The 3,547-nt window shown below is 71.6% G+C and carries 3 protein-coding genes; all 3 read right to left on the bottom strand.

Features of this window, described 5'->3' with window-relative positions:
* Positions 1-299 precede the first annotated feature (299 nt).
* On the bottom strand, positions 300-1,490 hold the full coding sequence (locus MXD60_RS25920) for an amidohydrolase family protein (protein WP_248822283.1): 1,191 nt from the start codon (positions 1,488-1,490) through the stop codon (positions 300-302).
* Positions 1,491-1,623: 133 nt separating this feature from the next.
* The gene (locus MXD60_RS25915; RefSeq protein WP_248822281.1) at positions 1,624-2,640 is read right to left on the bottom strand and encodes an LLM class F420-dependent oxidoreductase; all 1,017 of its coding nucleotides are present in this window, start codon (positions 2,638-2,640) and stop codon (positions 1,624-1,626) included.
* A gap of 45 nt (positions 2,641-2,685) precedes the next feature.
* On the bottom strand, positions 2,686-3,547 hold an 862-nt coding region (locus MXD60_RS25910), incomplete at its 5' end, for a PaaI family thioesterase (RefSeq protein WP_248822279.1).

The raw sequence follows: 3,547 nt of genomic DNA, 5'->3' as shown, positions 1-3,547 counted from the left end.
CCGCTCAGCTCCCGCCGGCCGTCCAGGACCACGACCACTACAGAGAATCACCTAACCCACGATCTCAAACACGTTCTCAGCCACGCAGCCACACTGCGGGGAGTAGCGATCACGGGTCCGGCTGCCCCCTGGAGGGACCGTGCGCGCTTCTGGTTGATCGCTCCGCGGGGCTCGGTATCCGGTTTGCCCGCGCGAAGGAGCCCGCTGCGCTGCCGACCGATCGCTCTGCACGGCCCGGTGTCCGGACGCCCCCGCCATGATCGGCCGGACACCGCCTGGCCGGGTCACCCTCCCCCGGGTCAGACCGCCGGGATTCCCAGAACGTCCAGCGCGTTGTCGCGGGCGATGCGGCGGACGTCCGCGTCGGACAGCCCGTTCAGCGACTCGGTCAGGAAGTCGGCGGGCTCGCGGGTGCCCTCGGCGTGCGGCCAGTCCGAGCCCAGCAGCAGCCGGTCGACCCGCACATCGCCGACCAGCTCGTCGATGTGGTCCTCCCAGAACGGAGTGATCCACACATGCTCGCCGAAGACCTCCCGCGGGTGCTCGCGGAAGTATCCCGGGTTCCGGGTGGCGGCGTCGTCCAGGCGGTGGAGCAGTTCGGGCACCCAGGACGCCCCGTTCTCGACGCTCGCGAAACGCAGCGCGGGGAACCGGTCGAAGATTTTGTGGCAGACGGCGGCGGCGTAGAAGTCGCTGACCGCGCGGCCCTTCGTGACGATGCCCCGCAGCGGCGACCGGAACAGCGAGGACTCCTCGCCACCCGGTTCCCACATCTGCACCAGGCTGTCGTAGCCGTCGAGCCCGGCGTGCGTCGCCACAGGGATGCGCGCCTCGGCGGCAAGCCCCCAGAACGGGTCGTACACGGGGTCGAACGGCGAGCGGTAGCCGCCCGCCACCGGGACCGGCGCGTTGCGCACGTTCACCGCCACGGCGCCGGCCTCGATCACCCGGGCCAGTTCCGCCGCGGCCGCGACCGGGTCGAGCAGGGGGATGTACGGCACGGCGAACAGCCGACCCTCATACCGGTAGCCCCAGTCGTCGTCGAGCCACCGGTTGAACGCCTCGAAGACCTTCGCGCACGCCTGCGGATCCCCCCGCAGCGCGTCCTCGAGGCCGACCCCGAGCGTCGGGAACAGCAGCGTGCCGGCCAGGCCCTGCGCCGTCATGACCGCGAGGCGACTCTTGCGGTCGCGGTACTCGGCGCGGCGCGGCTCGAGCTCGCCGAAGGCGTCCTTGATCGTCTGCTGGCGCGGGTTTCCCCGGTACCAGTCGTAGAGCGCGCCCGGCTTCGCGACGGGGTCGAACGTCGGATTGGCGATGTAGGAGTTGAGGGACCCGCCCACGAGCAGGCGGCGCCGGCCGTCAATCTCCACCCACCGCACGCCTCGGTTACGCAGAGAGCGATCCTGGTATCTCGTGAAGGCGTCCTCCGCCTCGTAGTAGTGGTTGTCGAAGTCGAAGATCCACGGCTCGGTCGCCTGGTTCGTCACGGTCCACCTCCAATTCGATCATGACGGCTGCGGCTTGACGCCAACGGGTGCCGCCATAATATCGAAATCGACCTCGATGTCGATAAATTGCCGGAACCGCGTCGGGGTCAGCCGGCGCCGCGACCCGCCCGCGTCACCACACGCTCGCGATGGGCTCCACCATGGCGAAGTCGGTCGGCTCCACGATCAGCGTGGTCAGCGGCCCCTCCCGCCACAGGGCGAGCTGGTCGGCGATGTGCGCGAGCGGGCCCACCAGGGCCAGGTCGTCGACGAGCTGGTCGGGAACGGCGGCGCTGGCCGCCGCGCGGTTCCCACCGAGGTACAGATCCTGGATCCGGCGGACCTCCTCGGCGTACCCGTAGCGGGTGACCAGGGCGGCGTAGAAGTTCTTCGTTCGGGAGCCCATGCCCCCGATGTGCAGCGCGATCCGGGGACGAACCTGGTCCCGGCAGGCGTCGATGTCCTCGCCGACGCAGGCGAGGACGGTCGGCGCCACCTGGAAACCGTCGGGCGCCTTCTCCAGCGCCTCGCCCCAGCTCCCGCGCCAGTGCGTCGGGCTCCACAGGTAGGGAAGCAGGCCGTCGGACTCCGCCACCGCCATCGCGACGTTCTTCGGCCCCATCGCGGCGACGAGGATGGGGGTGTCCGCGGCGGCGGGCATGGGGGAACGCAGCGCCCGCCCCTGCCCGGTGGCGTCCGGCCCGCTGTACGGAATCGTGAAGATCGAACCGGCGAACTCCAGGCGTTCGGTCGCCGCGAGGGCCTTGCGCAGCACGGTCAGGTACTCCCGCGTCATCTGCACCGGAGCGCGGTACGGGACCCCGTGCCAGCCCTCGACGACCTGCGGCCCCGAGGCGCCGAGCCCGAGCACGACGCGCCCCTGGGACATCTGCTGCAGGGTGAGGACCGTCATCGCCGTCGTCGCGGGAGTACGCGCCGACATCTGGGCGATGGCGGTGCCCAGGCGCAGGCGGCTGGTGAGCGCGGCGATGTAGGCCAGCGGGGTGAACGCGTCGTTCCCCCACGCCTCGTTCGTCCACACGGAGTCGTATCCCGACTCCTCGGCGCGGCGCGCCACCGCGGCGAGCGCCGCCGCGTCCCCGTGGGTTCCGGCCAGGCTCAGTCCCAGTGTGATCTTCGAGTGCGCCACCGGCACACCGTAACGCGGTTACAACTTCGATGTCAATTTCGACATTCACGCTTCAGGGCGGCCCGGGAAGGCACGGGTCGTCGCGATGACCGCGAGAACGTCGCTGCCGGCGTCGTGCACCTCGGCCGTGCCGACGTCACCCCGCATCCGCGCCCGGGCGACCGCCGGACCGTGCCGGACGGGTCGCAGGTACTCCAGCGAGAGGGACGCGAGCGTCGCACCCGGTGTCATCGAGAGCACCGCCTCCTCGACGACGAGCGGGAGGAGCCCGCCGTTGAGCGTCCGCGAGGAGTTGCGCACGTCGTCAGCGCAGGGCAGGGACGCGATGCCCGGCTCGATCCGCTGGCAGCCGAACCGCTGCGCGACCGGCACGCTCAGCAGGCCCTGGACGGTGGAGAGCCGGTCCAACGCCCAGCGGCCCGTCGGGATGCGCAGGCTCGGGTCCGGCGCGGCCATGAACAGGCAGTGGCCGACACCGACCGGACGGTCGGTGTCGTCGTGGAACTCGACCGAGAGGGCCAGGACGGTACGCCCCGCCTTGACCACCCGGCCGACGCCGTGGATGGTGCCGCCCACCGCGATCTCCTCGAACAGGTGCACCTCGAGGCTGAGGGTCACCGGGATCCGCGGCGCGATCTCCCGGACGACGAGCAGCCCGAGCTGGATGTCCGCGAGGGTCGCCAGCGCCGACGCCCGCAGCCAGTTCGTCCCGGGCACGGCCAGCTGGGGCACGGCGGGAAGCGTCCCGTGCATGTCAGCCCCCTGCTCCCGCACGGTGATGCCGAGATCGGCGAGGGCGCTCGACCGCGGCGCCGTGCCACTGATCTCCTTGATCTCCATGCCACTCCTCGCTCCGTCGGGGGGGGGGGGGGCGCGCCGCCCCCCCCCCCCCCCCCCCCCCCCCCCC

This window comes from Frankia sp. AgB32 (genome assembly GCF_023243045.1).
Classification (GTDB): domain Bacteria; phylum Actinomycetota; class Actinomycetes; order Frankiales; family Frankiaceae; genus Frankia.
This window is presented reverse-complemented; position numbering and strand designations above follow the sequence as displayed.